Origin of the sequence: Rhodopirellula europaea 6C (assembly GCF_000338295.1) — a bacterium.
Lineage (GTDB): Bacteria > Planctomycetota > Planctomycetia > Pirellulales > Pirellulaceae > Rhodopirellula > Rhodopirellula europaea.
In genome coordinates, this window is record NZ_ANMO01000232.1 from 19453 (window position 1) to 34680 (window position 15228).

Below are 15228 nucleotides of genomic sequence, written 5' to 3' on the forward strand. Positions count from 1 at the left end.
TTGCCGGATCAATACAAGGAAAACCAACTTGAACGTGATAGCTGGTTGGGATGACGGCGTAGGTCATCGCGGCGGCTGCGAGTCCAGAAATGAAGCCTGCTGCCGATAGGATAATGATCAAGGGGGATGATTTCGTAGGTACTAAAAAAGAGCTTCCAGGCAACACAGTCCAACGCAACGGTGAGAACAAGTTCCAGCGAGGTTCCGATGGATATCGGTCTCGTTCGCTTCACAAACAGCATGTTTGGTCGGAGTGTTTGAGATCTGATCCATTGCAGCGCCGTGGGAATCGAGCTGACCGAGACGCAGAACACGAAGACTGACGGCGCGATGGCAGTCCATGTCTCAGAGCGTCCGAGGGGAGCATTTCCCAATAGCCTCAACGAAAATAGCAGCAATTCGAGATTCAACCCGATTGCGACCGCGACAAAGAGCGATTTTGTGAGGAAGCGTTGTGGCAGTAAGAATGGGAGGAATGCTAACAGCGAGATGGAAGCAAGCACCGGCAAAACAATGATCCCAAAGATCGCGAACTGCAACGCGAATGGTGGCTTAGGAACATCGAAGTAATCGAGCAAAGCCAAGGTAATTGAGAAACAGACAATGCAAATTGCAGGAAAGAGGGATATGCCGGCCATCCCTTGGATAAAACTTTTTGTGTCAAGGCATTCAAAGTCCTCTGTCCATCGAGAAATGACTCTGTTGGCAAAAGATGTCACGAGCTCCGATTCGCTGTCCGAGATATTAGAAACCAATGGAAATGTCCTCAGCGAAGAGCCTTGACCGCGCCATGTCGGAAACAACCGTCCAAATGATCGTTGACCATGCCGGTTGCCTGCATCAGAGCATAACAGGTCGTGGGGCCGACGAATTTCCAACCGGCCTTCTTGAGCACGCGACTCATCTTGGTTGACTCTTCGGTGATTGCCGGGACCTGATCGAGCCTTCGATAAAGCCGACGCTTCTTTGGTGCGAATTGCCACAGCAACTCGGCAAGCGACTCGTCCCTGTCCAACATGACGGTCATCGTCCGAGCGTTCTGAATTGTAGCTTCGATCTTGGCTCGGTTTCGGATGATCCGAGAATCGGTCATCAGTCGCTCGACATCGGATGGCGTGAACTTCGAGAGCCGACGCGGATCAAAGTCGACAAAGCATTCCCGGAACGCTGCTCGGCGTTTCAAGATCGTGATCCAAGACAGGCCGCACTGAAAACCTTCCAAGCAGATCTTTTCAAACAGACCCAGATCGTCCCGGACGGGCACACCCCACTCTAAGTCGTGGTAGCGAACGTAGTCGGCATCGGTACCGCACCATCCGCACCGTGAGATGTCCTGATCGTCGGTGAGGAGATCCTGTGGCAATATTCACCTGTCAATCGTTTTGCGAACAGTATTCGCACAGCGTGCTCTTCGCTCACGCGTTTTAAAGTTGCGTTTTTTCCTCGAATGGCCAACGGCCTCGTTCAACATAGCCAGCGGCATCACCCCTGACGCAGAAAAACACGCCCCTACTTTGGCCAACGGCCAAATTCAATTCAAAACGTTTGGGTTGAAGTTGGCCGTTGGCCAACCAGTTTCCCTTCGTTCTCGATCCCTGGGGCGATGCCCCAGGCTACGATGACGAAGGCCGTTGGCCAACAAAACCGAATGCAAAAGCGCAACTCTAAACTTATGCCGCGAGCTAATTAATCGACGCGTCACGCTCACGTCCAATACCGTCGGCAAAACCGCTTTACAGCAGCGATTCGCCGCGAGCGTAGCGTCCGAGGGTTTGCTGGTATTTCTTCTTGCCCTCTTCGACGCTTTGGCGAATTGCTTTCGTGCTTTCTTCGCTCTCTTTGCGAAGTTCAGCGATCATTTGCAGCGATTCGATTTGGAACCCGCTGATCGCATCGACCAGTTTCTGCACCGATTCGGGATCGATCGTGCTTCCGTAGCCGGCCTTCAATGCAGCACGTTCCAATTCGCGACCCAGACCAGCGATGTCTTCCAGTCCTTTGTTGACGCCGTCCTTCATGGCCTCCGTGGCCTGGGTGACTTCGTGCAAACCATGTTGGCTGGTGTAAACCGTTCCCAGAATCGTGAAGACGTGTTCGTTGGTCGTGAAAAACGTCACGGCGCGGCGGAACACACGTTCTTTGACGTCGTGGGTTTGCTTCAGTTTTGTGATCAGCGTTTCTCCGACGTCGTAGCCGATCTCGAGGTTTTCGGCGATGTCTTTGAGCAACTGATACGTCTTGTCTTCTTCTTCGAATTTATGGCGAGCTTCGTCACGTTGAAGTTCCAATTGGCTCTTGCCGGCTTGATCTTCACCGGTGTAGTTGTCGAGAGCTTCTTGTGCGGTCGCCAGCCCATCTTTGGCGGCTTCCAAGATCGGAGCGTGGGTGTCCAGCAATTCGCGAGCGAGCACCTCGGCTTCTTTCAATGCGAATCGGAAGTCGATGTACGCGTCCATGATTTGTTCTTCGACCTGCAAAGCGTCTTTGGTGTCCTTGGCGACTTCGCCGTAGACTTCCGCGATTTTCTCGAAACGATCGCTCGGCGTACCGCGGCGGATTTTCATCCACCAGTTCGACACTTTTTCGGTGCCGCTGATCTTTCCGTCGTCAAGTTGCGAGATGAGACGTTTGCTGTCCTCGCGTACTGAATCGAACATCTGCGTGATGTCCATGTAGCGGTTGCCGATTTGGACTGATTCGATGTTGTCTCGGACGAGTGCGTTGAACGCGCTCATGTGCTTGATCACGTCTGCGATCGCGAGCACCTTGGCTTCGTCGAGGTGCCGGACACCTTCGAGCAAACTGATCAATTCTTGCGGAGCAGTGTTCTCGGACGTCCCAAATTTCTTCAGCGTTTCGAGAGCACTGTCCAGATATTGCCGCATGGACTGAGTGTCACGCTGCGTCGCCGGAGCGACCGGCGTGGTTTGTTGGGCGGACTCTGCCGGAGCGGAGGCTTTGGCTTGCTGGCTCATGACCAAGAACTCGTGCGTAAAATTAGTAACGTGAAAAGGAAACTCTGCCGCGGACGAACGATCCGTTTCAGGAGCGTCCGCCGAACGATTGTACCACTGCCGTGATTGGCGAATTTTGCCACCAATCGGGGCGCATCAAACTGATCTCAACGTTGAAACGTGATATCGAAATAAAATGGCCCTCGATCTCGAAAGTCGTCGGCCGGCGAAGTTGTTTCATGGGCATCGGTTCTTAGATTACGTTGCGGTGCAACCAGGGGCAATCATACGAAAGCTGAACAGACCACTCCCGCGATGACGCAGCCGGGCGATACAATCCAATCATTGTCGAAAGTCGCGTCCTCGGTTCGGCATCCGGAATTAGCGCCCCGAAGTTGGCAACGAAAAGCCTTCTTCATTCAACGCCAACCACTCTTCACAGTTCTTTTCGTCATGGCCAACGCTCAAGCACAAGCGACCGCACCGTCGACCATGGAACAGCTGCGCGAACGCCGCGCCGCGACCAAATTACCTGGCGAAGACCTGACGATTGCGGAAACACTGCGGGTTATGGATGTCGCTCGTGAATTGCGAGATCGCCGCACCACCGCGGAGGAGATGTTTCGTTCCGACGACGTCCGTATTCAATTGCGTGAAAAGTTGATGCGAACCGCAGCGATGTCGGGAGATCACGTCAGCGAAGCGGAGATCGATGCCGCGATCGATCAATACCTTTCGAATCTTCACACTTACGAAGAACCCAAGCCTGGACTGAAAAAGTTTGTCGCCTATTGCTGGATCTGGCGGACACGGATTGCCATGGCAGCCACCGCGGCCGCCGCTGCGGGAGCTTGGTATTTTTTTACGTAAACGTTCCACGCGGTCGGTTCCGATCCGATCGTCGCGCCACAACATTTGCAAACGTTCCTTTCGCCCCCTCGTCTCGCCATGCCGCTGACCGGACCCACCGTCCATCAACAATTGCTGGCGGCTTACAACCAAGCCGCAGTGAAACTGGAGCAGCTTCGTTCTCAATTGGGGCAATTCCAGTCGGAGCAGGACTCGCTGCAGAACCAGCGTGACGAGACGTTGCGCAGTTTGGCTCAGCACTACTTGCCCGAATTGACTCCCGAAGCGATTCAGGAAACGTGGTCCGAGGTGCGGGCATCGATGTCCGAGATCTTGCTTCGCAAACAAGATCACGAGCGGCGATTGCACGAGGATCTCGAGGCCGACACACATGGGCGCGAAATGCAGGAAGCCGCACTTTCGCAATTGAATGAATCCATCGCAGCGGCGGAGACCAAGCAGGAAGAATTGATCGCGGCGGTAGAGCAAACGCTTCGAGACAACCCAAACTTTGTCGCTCTATCGGACCGGGCCGCGATGGCCGAGGCTGCGCTCGAACGAGCGGAAGCGAACTTGGACGAGATCAGCCAGGACGCCGCTCGCAAGTTGCCGGCCTACGAAGAGTGCAACCTGTTCTGCTATCTGAGGGATCGGAAGTTTGGGACGCCGGAGTATGCCCACCGCGGATTCACTCGGCGGATGGATCGCTGGATCGCAAAGCTCAACAACTATCACGAATCCAAACGCAACTACGATTACCTCACGACGACCCCTGAAACGATGCGGACGATCATCGCGGAAGACCGTGAGGCTCTCGAAACCGTGATGGAGGAATTGGAGCGGCATCGTGATGAAGCGGCCGCGGAGCACGGTCTGGATCAACATCTTCGTGAGGTGCGTGCTCTGAATCGACAGCGTGATGCAACGCTGAAGGAACTTGACGAGTGGACGCAGCGTTGCGAGCAAACGGAAGCCAAATTGACCGAGCTTGAGACACCGCAGTGTTCTTACTACCAAGAAGCAATCGAGTTGTTTCGTGAAATGCTCGATCGGACTGACACGCACGAATTGCGGCAGCAAGCCCGGCGGACTCCTGAGATCACCGACGATCAAATTGTGGCGTCGTTGCGTGGGATCGAGACCCGGATGGACCAGACGGAATTGTCGAGCAATCGTCATCAAGAGGAGATGATGGAGCAGCAACAAATCCATCAAGCGATTGGTCGGTTGATCCAGCGATTTCGTGCATCGGGTTACGAGCAGGCTCGTTGCCAATTCTCCGACATGCTCGACGTGTTGACTCCCCTGGATCGAGCCCGTTCAGCACACGATGTGGATGATCTTTGGAATTCGATCCGCCGGATGCAAAGCTGGGGGCCGACCGCGATGGATCGGGTTACGAATGTCGCGACGCATCCGATGACGCAAGTTCTGGTCAATGCGATGGCTCACGCCGCGGCTGGTGCGATGAGCGAACACGCTCGCCGGGCTGGTCGTCGCACCCGTCGGCGTCGATAGCCGGCAGGAACCAATTGGGACGGAACGGTTGCCTCGTCCGTGACGTTTTGATCCATTCGTCGCTTTCTTTCAGGTCAACGTCATGAAATTTTTGTCGGCGGTTTGGTGTGACCTGTTGCTAGCGAACTACGAGGTCGATCCCCGTGTGCTTCAGCCGTTTGTGCCCGCTCGCACTTCGCTGGACGATTTTGAAGGGCGGCACTATGTCAGTCTCGTTGCATTCCGGTTTGAGAAGACATCCGTCGTTGGGGTTCCAGCTCTTTTTCACCGGCGGTTCGAAGAAGTCAATCTTCGGTTCTACGTCAAACCAGACCGAGATCCGTCGCTTCGGGCGGTGACGTTTATCAAAGAGATTGTCCCGAGCCGAATCATTCCGTTGGTAGCCAACAACCTCTTCGACGAGAACTACGTTCGGCTTCCGATGAGCCACGGTGTGGATGAACAGTCCTGTTGGTATGCATGGGGAGACCAGCAGTCACAGCGATTTTCGGCGACCATTGGCAGTGAACGCAGTTTGCCAGCTCCCGGTTCATTTTCTGAATTCATCACGGAACACTACTGGGGCTATGCGAAAGGTACAAAGCGAACGCTTGAGTACGAAGTCACTCATCCACAGTGGCCGTGCAGCGAAGTCTTGGACCACCGCATCGAAATTGACTTTGGCCGAGCATACGGCGAGGAATTCGCTTTCCTCGATCATGCGACCCCCGCCAACGTTCTTTACACGCCCGGTTCCGAGGTCACTGTTTCGTTCCCGCGTCGAGTTTGATTGTTTCACTCTTGGTCGTCGGTGATGTCTCGATTCAGAAAACGTTTGGTTCGTTTCGCTGCCGTATCGAGCAGCGCATCTGTTTTGTCTGTCGCGGTCTTGGATAGCTTCTCGGCATCCATTTGCTTGACAGTTTCGATCGCTTTGTCGGCGGTTGCTCCGAGCACGGGCCGGACTTCATCTGAAATTGAGCCCTGTTGCATTCTTTCGAGAGTCCTCTATTTCTTGATCGCCTGCTTGTATGATTCGACGTACGCGTCGACCGTGATGTCTCGGAGGTGATCGGCGATCAGGTCCAGCGCCAAATCGTTCAGCTTTTTGAATCGTATGCAAGACTTTCCCATGTTCAGCTTTTTGCCGGTGGCTTTCCAAGCCGTTTGAAAAGCCGCCAGAGACTCGGCGTCACCGTAAAGAGACATGGCATAGAGCGAACAGTAATTTTTCTGCGATGCGAGTGACAGAAATGGAAGCGGTTCGGATGGCTTGCAGTGATACCCGTCTGGAAAAATACTGTGCGGCACGTAGTAGCCGATCATGCCGTACTGCATTCCTTCCTCAAATCCGTCATTGATGTTGTTGAGGATCATCTCTCGAACCGCCTCGAGCATGACACGGCGATCCGCGGGTAGTTCGGCGAGGTATTGCTTGACGGTTTTCGCGTCACTTTGCATCGGTTTGTCCTTCCGTGCGATTGCCGAGTTGATGGTGGGCATCGGATGTTCCGTCGCCGTCTTCATCCTTCACGCCCGAGTACGGATGCTCCGTGACGGCTTGCCAAGCGATCTTGCGAAACATCTGATCCAGCTCAGGACTTGGGAACGACGCATCTCCACCGAAAGCGATTGGGTTCTTGATCTGTTCGGGAGACTCGCCGTAGAGCGTGGCATAGAACACGTAACCTTCCAATCGTTCGAAACCGGGACCGAGGTGCCCGAGTTGATCCTTCCAAAGTGACCGTTGCTTTCCGCCGATCACTCGGTGGACGCCTTCGATTCCCGGCAGGTCGCCGCGTAGGTAGGCTTGGGCGGCAAGCACCATCGCGTCGGAGGTCGGAAGCACGAAGACTTTGTCCGGGTATTTCCTTCGAAGGACGTCGACGACTTCGTTTGACATCGTTCGGCGTTCCGTCCCCAGTCGTTCAAAGACTTCTTCGGTGAAGAATGATTCCGACGTTGGGTTTTCACCCAGCTGATAAAGCTGAGGCCAAGCATCCGAGAGATAGAACTTCATGTCAGGATTGAATTTCAAACAGAAGTCGATCCAGCATGAATAGTATTCTGGTTTGTCATTGAAGTAGGGTCCGAACATCATCGCATCCCAATCACCGTTGGAGATCGATGCGAGCAACTTTGGAACCGGAGATCCCTCAAACTGAAAAATCCCATTCTCTTGTTCCCACTTGTACCGCGCACTTCCGGTGATGCCTCCACCGGTGTGTGTGTAAAGCATCGGTTGAATCCCCGCTGCTTTGCAAATTTTGGGAAGCGTGTTGAATCCCGGCGCCATGAAGCTGTGACCGGTGGCGACGATCCGTCGCTCACGACCGGTTGGTTCAGGGAATGAAACCACTGTGTTTTGATTGGCTGGTTTGACGTCTTCGTAGATCGCTTTGATCTCCGCCGGTGTTTTGTAGCACACCGCTTCGTCGGGGAATCGAGGTTGGTCCCATCCTGCATCTACTTTGAATTGTCTCGGTGCACCTTGTGTCGCACGATTGGTATTTGATTGTTTACCGCGTCTTCCGAGCAACTTCTTTCGGTAAGCGGTTGCTTCCTCGGGCGACAACGTTCCATCGCGGTTGGTGTCCGCTGCGGGGAACTGTTTGTGCCATTTCTCAAGTTGCTGTTTCGTCGGTGCGGACTGGCTCCAGCCATGAGTGGTGAACAGGCAGCTGGCTACCAAGGCAACCAGAGTGATCGTTGCTGGCTTCATGAAAACGCTCGAGGTGGAATGATGGATGCTTTTTAGATACCGAATGACACTTGTGGGTGAGAACAATCTAGCATTCTATTTGGGTAGGATTAAATGTGATGAGTGTCTACTGCGATTGCATGCGCCGTGTTGGCGATCGCCACATGTCCTTCCCTGAAACCGGGACAAACTCGCAGGCGGCCAATTCAAACCGACGCTGTCGAGGTAAACTGCCGGTCGAACTGACTGATCGGCTCAATGAAGTCGATGCCGCGACGAACTATCCAAGACGGGAACCAAACGCGATGAAACATGTACAGCTGGTCGATCGTAGGCAGTCCATTGGGCGAGCGATGCGATACTTCGGAGGCATGTTGTGCCTGTTGCTCGTGTCCGGTTCCGCGTTTGGCGAGCAGTGCGTTCGCGTGGCCGTTTTTGAAGGAAGTGGCGTTGGACCGAGTTCGGAGAAGTTGATCAAGGCGTTGAAAGAGGACTCCGGTGATCGATATGAAATTGATCGCATCACGGTGGATGACATCGCCGAAGGAAAGCTGGCGGAGTTTGACGTGTTGGTTCATCCCGGCGGAAGCGGCGGCAAGCAAGGACGTGCACTCGGTGAAGAGGGGCGTTCGACGGTTCGTGATTTCGTTCGCGAAGGTGGTGGTTTCCTGGGCGTTTGTGCGGGTGCTTATTTGGCGACCAATGATTACTCGTGGTCGCTGGGGTTGATCGATGCGAAGGTGGTCGATCGCAAGCATTGGGCACGCGGAAACGGTGCGGTAGATCTCGAACTCTCAAAACCAGGCGTCGCGTTCTTTGCCTTGGACGAGCCCGCTGCAGAGATTCACTATGCCCAAGGACCTTTGTTGGGTCGTCGGGAATGGGATGATCCAGAAGTGCCGGACTATGAAAGTTTGGCCATCTACGCATCCGAGATTGCTAAGAAGGGAGCACCCGAAGGCGTGATGAAAGGAACCTCCGCGGCAGTTCGTTGTGCCTACGGCGACGGTCGTGTGTTCTGCTTTGGCCCGCACCCGGAACTGACCGATGGCTTGGAACACTGGATCCCGATCGTCGTTGAGTGGTTGGCGGATGAACGGCACGCAACAAATACCACGGCGACGAGATAGTCCAACCTGGACCGACGCCATTGGTGACGAGTTGGATGTGCTGGCATTGATTGCAGTCGTTGCGAAACCCTTTGAGCCAAAAAAAGCCACGCTCGGATGATGGGCATCCAGGCGTGGCTTTCGATTTTCAATTGAGAGTTCGTCAAGCGAACGTGTCGATCAGCGAGTTCCGCTGGCGACCCGTGGGATCTCTTTGGAGGCGACGAAGAAGTTGTCGATCTCAGCGGTTTGTTTGAGTTCGTCGTACTTCAAGCTCATTGCAACGTTCATCTTCTTTTCGATCAAAACGCTACTGAGTTCCTCTTGCACGGCTTCGAAGTCGGAAACGATGGGCTCGGTGAATCCTTGGCAACGCAGGATGATGTATTTGTCACCTGTTGCGATGATCCCGCTGAGGTCACCCGGTTTCATTTGGAAGACTTCCTTCTCTACGGAAGGCTGACCACCGTGTTGTTTAATCGGCGGGACCTTGCCGAAGTTGCTGGAGGAAACCGGTTCGATGCTGTACTGGTTTGCCAACTGGCCGAAGAATTGATCGGTTGGGTTGTCGCGAGCCATCTCCCAAACCTTTTGGGCACTGCGTTGGTCGGACAGGACGCAAGCCAAGACTTCCGCACGAGGTCCGTAGTGGGACTCGAAACCAATTTGCAAGTCTTCTTGCGTGAGGGTTGTTTCGTCTTCCACCAACTTCTTCAGTGCAACGCTCGGCCACACAACGTCTTCGATGTAGACTTCGCGAGTTCCTGGGCCACCTTCGAGAACGGCATCGAACCAACCTTGAACGTCAGCGGATCCGTTGTCGGTCATGTAGCCAAAGCTGATGGCAGCTCGTTCGATTTCAGCTTTCAAATCTTCGTTGGTGACTTTCTTTCCAGCTTTGGCAAGAGCTTGCGTGAGCAGCTTGCGATTGATCTCGCCTTCCAAAACGCTCTCGCCGTGACGCTTGATGCATTCGGCTGCAACGCTGGAGATCGAAACCTGTTGACCGTTGATGATTGCGGCAACGCCGGGGTGTTTGGCGGATGCTTGTGGATCCCCCAAAATCTTCACGACTTGAGCTTGTTCTTGAAGTTGTGCGAAGAGCTGGCTAGCGGCAGTCTTCATTTTTTCGTCGCGGATTCGATCGTTGATTTGTTCTTTGATCGCTGGCATGGCTTGTGGCGACGGCTGGCTGGCTGGCATCCGGCGAACGGCTTGCAAGAACATCCAGTGGTCGCCGACTGGCAGCAACTCGGAGACTTCATCCACCTTCAAACCGAACGCGGCTTCTTCGATTGTTTCGTCACCCATGTATCGGCGAATGGGTGGAATCAATCCGCCGACGCTGGCGCTGGTGGGGTCTTCGCTGAACTCTTTTGCGAGGCGAGCAAAGCTGCTCGGTTCAGCAACTGCTTGAGCACGCAGTTGGGTTGCTTGTGATTTGTCTTGCACCATCACCATGCGGCACTTGATGGCCTCGCCGTATTGCGACACGAACGCACGATTGAATTCGTCTTGTGAAACGACAACTTCGTCGGCGACCAATTTTCGCAATGCGAGCATGGGCCAAATGATTTCACGACTGTATTGGTCAGGCGTGATGTCGCGTTCTTCGTTCAGGAGTTGCAGATAGCTCTCAACGTTCAGGCCGAACTTCTTTGCAACTCGGTTGATCTCGGTGCGAACTTCTTCGGTCGTGACACCCAAGCCGCGACGTTTGCATTCCTGCATGATCAAGTGTCGGTTGATCAAGTTGTCCAGCACGTCCGTTCCGTAACGCTGAACGCTGGCGGTGGCCAACGAATCTCGCGAAATTGGATCGGCGTTGACCACGGCGACGACCGAGTTTTCGGCCGCTTCGACTCGCATGGTCGAGAAACCACTCAGGATCGCCACGAAGGCTGCGGCGAGCAAGAGGTGCCGGCGAGTGAGGTTCTGCAGGGGCGATTGTCGCAACGCCATGCGTGATTGATTCGTCATCTTCGGACATTCCTTTATCCGGGTGATTTTCGGTCCTGAAGCCGCGACTTTAGGAAAATCGCATTTTTGGCTCAAGTTCAATCAAATGACGGATTTGATAAACCAGCATCAAATTGAAGACGTCGGTTTGGCAGAATAGGTGGTCCGCGTGGTTCAGCGAGACCTGGCGTCGCGTTCTTGGCCGTTCCTCAGGCGGTTGCGTTGTCTTGCTGGAAGTAACAGATGCGAGCGTGATTCGGCAGCAGTCCGCCTGTCAGGCGTTCGCCAAATGCTTCCATTGAATCGGCAAGCAATCGCCACGATTCGGGCAAAACACCTTCGGGGCCGGAGGGCAATGGATCGATCGCGGTAGGTTCGTCGACCGAGTCGTCCTCTTTGAGCGGTGACAAACGAACCATTACCTGCAATGCCTCATCTTGAGTTTGATAGCTGAGTGAATACAGGTTGGCTTCGCAATTGACGTCGACGCTGAAATTCTCAGGAGACAGCAATCCGGAACCGACGAACTGCTTTCGGATCGAGATCAATGTCTTGTACCAATTCCGCATCGTCTCGCTGCCCGATTCAACGCTGCCGATCACCGAAGACCGCATTGCCTCTTCATCCGTCGGTAGCACACCATCGCTCCAGTCGTGTTGTGGGTATTCGCGTTTGCGACCTCGGACGACGGCACGTTGCAATCGAGGATCGCCAAAGTCGACGAAGAAACGAAACGGATTGGGCGATGCAAATTCTTCGCCCATGAACAGCATCGGAATCGATGGCAGCAACATCGCCAATGTCACGGCGGCGGCCTGCGTTTCCTGTGAAGTCAATTGATGCAGACGCATCCCCGTCGGATGGTTGCCGATGAAATCATGGTTTTGGATGCACACGATGGACGATCGTGTGTCGATGCGTTGCAGCATTCCATCGGTATCAAGCGTCGGCTCACTCTCACGGCCTCGGTCGCCACGAACGTCACCTGCGAAGACGAAGCCTCGACGAAGTGTTTGTTCCAGATCACTTCCGGGCGAGTAGATTCGTTGGGTCAATTGTTCACCGGGTCGGACGGTGGCGAACATGCTGTGGACAAAGTCATCGCTCCACTGAGCGTCGAATCCGGTGCCGCCTTCGTTCAATGGTTTGACCATCGCGGCATCGTAGACGTTGGTTTCCGCAATCAGCCAAACGCGACGACCGGCTTGGTCTGACCATCGCCGAATCTCTTCGCTCATCTGAGTTGTGATGTGTTTGGCCGAGTCATCCTTCATGCAGTGGATCGCGTCAACGCGAAGTCCATCCAGGTTGTATTCATTGAGCCACATGATCGCGTTGTCGATCACAAATCGGCGAACCAGATCACCGCGTTTGGGATCATCAAAGTTCGGTGCCGCTCCCCAGACCGTGTTGTGTTTGCGGGATGTGTACGGACCAAACTCGGACCAATAGTTGCCCTCCGGGCCAAAGTGGTTGTAGACGACGTCGACCATCACCAGCAGTCCGCGAGCGTGTGCTGCATCGACGAATTGTCGGAACTCATCGGGGCTTCCGAATGCGGTCATGGGGGCAAACCAGTGCGTCCCGTCATACCCCCAATTCCAGCGACCGGCACACGCGGCGATCGGCATCAACTCGATTGCCGTGATTCCCAGATCGACCAATTCATCCAATCGTTCGATCGCTGACAGATAGGTTCCTTGTTCGGTAAAGGTCCCCAAATGCATCTCGTAAATGATCAGTTCGTCCAGCTCGTCGACGGCTGATTCAGCTGTCGCTTGAAAAGGAAATTGAGTGTCAACGATGGAGGACGGACCATGGACGCCTTCGGGTTGATACCGAGATGCCGGATCCGGCAAAGCGTGCAATAGCATGTCAACATTCAGTTCGATATTCGGATCAGCGAATGCGGCGACATGCTCATCGCGAACAAATCGATACTGGTAGCGGGAGCCGTCGACCACGCCGTCGACAACGCAGCGATGAAAGCCTCTGTCTTCACGCTGCATGCGAACCAGTCGGTCCGGCATCAGTTCCAGGACCACCTGTTTTTGCTTAGGAGCCCACAAGGTGAACTCGGCACGATTCGCACCGATCAGTCGTGCTCCCCACGGAATCGATTCGGGCAGGCTGGTTCCTTTGCCGATTGCCGTTTCGTTTTCAGCCGGTGTTTCAAACAAGCCAAACCAGCGAGCGCCTTCGAGGACGCCGGATGTGCTGGTGCCGCGAGCGAGTTTCAACCGATCGATCCAACCCGCAGTGTGATGCGCTTCGGCAACGTTGCGAGCAATCTTGCGATCCGCGTTGCCAACGACCACCGATCGATATCCCGCGATCAATGCAGCGGTGTCGTTGCCGGAGTCGCCGCAGAACACAATTTGCTCTGGCTGCAGTTCATGTTGGTCGCACCACCAATGCAGTGCGAACGCTTTCGATGCTCCGTGCGGAAGGACGTCGACCAAACCATCGTTGTTGAATGGGTCGATGCTGCTGACGATGCTGCAGGGAAGGTCGTGAAGTTTGAGATAGGACTCGACCGCTCTGTGACAATCTTCCAATTGTTCGGCGGGAACATAGTAACTCCACTTGTGTCGGCTTTGTTTGAACGACTCTTGCAAAGTGAAGTCTTCAAGTTCACCAATAGCGAGACGATGTTTCTCAATATCGATATCGCCGAGCACATCGTCGAGGATTTGCTCATAGGCGGATTCGCGAATGTAGCCACCTTCACCGTCGGCTTTGTAGATGCTGACACCGACATCGCACAGGATCCACTGCGGCTTTGGTAAATCAAATTCGCCAATCGCATCGCGGACCGAATCGAAGTGGCGACCGGTGACGAAGACCAGTGGCACATCGATTGCTTCGAGTTGCTCACGAATTTGTTGCATTGACGCTACGGCGGCATCATCCCCGTCGAGCGGCAAGAACGTTCCGTCCAAATCCGTTGCCAAGACTTTTGGTGGCAAGGACGTGATGGAAACAATGCGCGAGGACGTTGGGTTGGATGCGATCGTGGAATTCATCGTGTAAGATCAGCGTTGTCGCGTGAGGATGATGTTTGGATTTTCAATCAGTTTGCTGCTCAAGGATTACAACGCACGATGACCGATTCGTCGATTGCCCGCAGTCAAGTTCCTCAGGCAGGCGTCGCGATCATTGTGGGAGAAGTGTTGTGGGATTGTTTCCCCGACCGTCAAGTCCTCGGCGGTGCCCCGCTCAACGTCGCCTGGAATTTGGCAGGTTTCGGGTTGCAGCCATTGTTCGTCAGTGCTGTCGGCGATGACGATCTCGGCAACGAAATTCTTCGACGAATGCGCGAATGGGGACTGTCCACTGACGCGGTCGCGGTGTTGCCGGGCGTCGCGACGGGGACGGTTGCGGTGACTCTGGTCGACGGCGAACCAAAATACGAAATCGTTCGTGGTGTCGCGTACGATCAGATTCCGGTGCCGAGTGATTCTGTCCTGGAATCCATCCAAGATCGAATTCGCGAAGCCACCGCCGCAGGGTTCCCCTCGTTGCTTTATCACGGAACGCTAGCGTACCGAAGCCAACGCAATCGCGAGACCATTCACGCTCTTCGCGATCGATTTCTGGGTGACGAAGAGACTGACCTCGATGTGTTCTTCGATATCAACGTCCGCAAACCGCATTACGATGTGGCTTGGTTGGACGATTTGATGCCAGGTGCTGGACTGGTGAAGCTGAACGAAGACGAAATGAGCGATTTGGCTAGTCGCGAATTGTCCAGTCCGGACGATCGTCGAGCGGCGGCACGTGAATTGCTTCGTAGCTACAGCAGCCTCAAATGCCTGCTTGTGACGCTCGGCGCGGATGGTGCTGAGTGTCATTTGAGCGAATCCAGTCAAGCTAACGTCGGCGGTGGTCTAGAACCGATCACCGTGGCCGCTCCGGAACCAGATCCATTGATCGATCCCGTCGGAGCCGGGGACGCGTTTGCGTCGGTGATGATCGCCGGGCATTTGAGAAAGCTGTCGGTGGCAGAAACCCTGAAGACCGCGACTCGTTTCGCGTCTCAGGTGTGCGGCCTGCCGGGAGCCACCAGCGACCAAAAAGAGTTTTATCGGATTGATTTCACCGAAGATCCGCATTGCGTTCCAGATGACTGAACGCGTTGTGCGGACTCGGACCTTCT

Annotated in this window: 13 protein-coding genes; 5 read left to right on the plus strand and 8 right to left on the minus strand. The window is 54.5% G+C overall.

Going from position 1 to position 15228, the window contains the following annotated elements; all coding sequences use genetic code 11:
- Positions 1 to 8 precede the first annotated feature (8 nt).
- The 3 genes from RE6C_RS31910 to RE6C_RS24505 all read right to left on the minus strand — a co-directional run bounded on the left by RE6C_RS31910 (position 9) and on the right by RE6C_RS24505 (position 2975).
- On the minus strand, positions 9 to 719 hold the full coding sequence (locus tag RE6C_RS31910) for a hypothetical protein (RefSeq protein WP_008660956.1): 711 nt from the start codon (positions 717 to 719) through the stop codon (positions 9 to 11).
- A 47-nt stretch (positions 720 to 766) separates the two neighbouring features.
- The gene (locus RE6C_RS24495; protein ID WP_008660957.1) at positions 767 to 1363 is read right to left on the minus strand and encodes a DNA-3-methyladenine glycosylase I; all 597 of its coding nucleotides are present in this window, start codon (positions 1361 to 1363) and stop codon (positions 767 to 769) included.
- A gap of 370 nt (positions 1364 to 1733) precedes the next feature.
- Positions 1734 to 2975, minus strand: coding sequence for a hypothetical protein (locus RE6C_RS24505; protein WP_008660959.1), 1242 nt, complete (start codon positions 2973 to 2975; stop codon positions 1734 to 1736).
- Between the two features lie 432 nt (positions 2976 to 3407).
- Between RE6C_RS24505 and RE6C_RS24510 the strand changes: the two genes are divergently transcribed.
- From RE6C_RS24510 to RE6C_RS24520, 3 genes are all read left to right on the plus strand, one after another.
- A complete protein-coding gene (locus RE6C_RS24510) occupies positions 3408 to 3824 on the plus strand; it encodes a DUF6384 family protein (protein WP_008660961.1) in 417 nt (138 codons plus the stop codon).
- A gap of 78 nt (positions 3825 to 3902) precedes the next feature.
- Complete coding sequence (locus RE6C_RS24515; protein ID WP_008660963.1) at positions 3903 to 5321, plus strand: coiled-coil domain-containing protein; 1419 nt, start codon at positions 3903 to 3905, stop codon at positions 5319 to 5321.
- An 82-nt stretch (positions 5322 to 5403) separates the two neighbouring features.
- A complete protein-coding gene (locus tag RE6C_RS24520; RefSeq protein WP_008660964.1) occupies positions 5404 to 6090 on the plus strand; it encodes a YqjF family protein in 687 nt (228 codons plus the stop codon).
- A gap of 5 nt (positions 6091 to 6095) precedes the next feature.
- Here RE6C_RS24520 and RE6C_RS24525 read toward each other — a convergent pair whose 3' ends face one another.
- The 3 genes from RE6C_RS24525 to RE6C_RS24535 are packed head-to-tail and all read right to left on the minus strand — an operon-like array spanning position 6096 to position 8022.
- Entirely contained in the window at positions 6096 to 6293 is a 198-nt protein-coding gene (locus RE6C_RS24525) for a hypothetical protein (protein WP_039963318.1), read from the minus strand.
- Positions 6294 to 6308: 15 nt separating this feature from the next.
- Positions 6309 to 6803, minus strand: coding sequence for a DUF1801 domain-containing protein (locus RE6C_RS24530; protein ID WP_236618491.1), 495 nt, complete (start codon positions 6801 to 6803; stop codon positions 6309 to 6311).
- On the minus strand, positions 6751 to 8022 hold the full coding sequence (locus RE6C_RS24535) for a hypothetical protein (protein WP_008660967.1): 1272 nt from the start codon (positions 8020 to 8022) through the stop codon (positions 6751 to 6753). The genes RE6C_RS24530 and RE6C_RS24535 overlap by 53 nt, the downstream gene beginning before the upstream one ends.
- 98 nt (positions 8023 to 8120) lie before the next feature.
- Here RE6C_RS24535 and RE6C_RS24540 point away from each other — a divergent pair, with 98 nt between their 5' ends.
- Positions 8121 to 9131, plus strand: a complete 1011-nt coding sequence (locus RE6C_RS24540) for a BPL-N domain-containing protein (protein ID WP_236618492.1) — start codon at positions 8121 to 8123, stop codon at positions 9129 to 9131.
- Positions 9132 to 9290: 159 nt separating this feature from the next.
- Here the strand turns inward: RE6C_RS24540 and RE6C_RS24545 are convergent, their stop codons facing one another.
- The gene (locus tag RE6C_RS24545) at positions 9291 to 11090 is read right to left on the minus strand and encodes a peptidylprolyl isomerase (RefSeq protein WP_008660969.1); all 1800 of its coding nucleotides are present in this window, start codon (positions 11088 to 11090) and stop codon (positions 9291 to 9293) included.
- Between the two features lie 188 nt (positions 11091 to 11278).
- The gene (locus RE6C_RS24550; RefSeq protein ID WP_008660971.1) at positions 11279 to 14095 is read right to left on the minus strand and encodes an HAD-IIB family hydrolase; all 2817 of its coding nucleotides are present in this window, start codon (positions 14093 to 14095) and stop codon (positions 11279 to 11281) included.
- A gap of 78 nt (positions 14096 to 14173) precedes the next feature.
- Between RE6C_RS24550 and RE6C_RS24555 the strand changes: the two genes are divergently transcribed.
- Positions 14174 to 15202, plus strand: coding sequence for a carbohydrate kinase family protein (locus tag RE6C_RS24555; protein ID WP_039963347.1), 1029 nt, complete (start codon positions 14174 to 14176; stop codon positions 15200 to 15202).
- The last annotated feature ends 26 nt before the right edge of the window (positions 15203 to 15228 follow it).